Annotated in this window: 1 pseudogene; it reads right to left on the bottom strand. The window is 70.3% G+C overall.

What is annotated here, in order from left to right:
• Positions 1 to 27: 27 nt before the first annotated feature.
• Positions 28 to 283 (bottom strand): annotated as a pseudogene (locus SB786_RS36030) (peptidase domain-containing ABC transporter); the annotation flags it as partial.

Genomic DNA, 283 nt, shown 5'->3' on the forward strand with positions numbered 1-283 from the left:
GGGCGGCCGCTGCGAACAGGCGCCGCATCAGCCCGCCTCCGCGGTCTGGGCCGTGGCGGCGGCCGCCTGACGGGCGACCAGCTCGCTCACCGGCATGTCCTCCACCACCTTGCCACCATGGAGCATCACCACGCGCTCGGCACTGAGGATGGTCTCCGGGCGGTGGGCAATGATGATGCGGGTCAGGTCGAGGGACTGGATGGCCTGATTGACGGCCTGCTCGCAGGCCACGTCCAGGTGGCTGGTGGCCTCGTCGAGCACCAGGATGCGCGGCTGCTTGTAG

Origin of the sequence: Burkholderia sp. SIMBA_062 (assembly GCF_046534765.1) — a bacterium.
Lineage (GTDB): Bacteria > Pseudomonadota > Gammaproteobacteria > Burkholderiales > Burkholderiaceae > Burkholderia > Burkholderia ambifaria.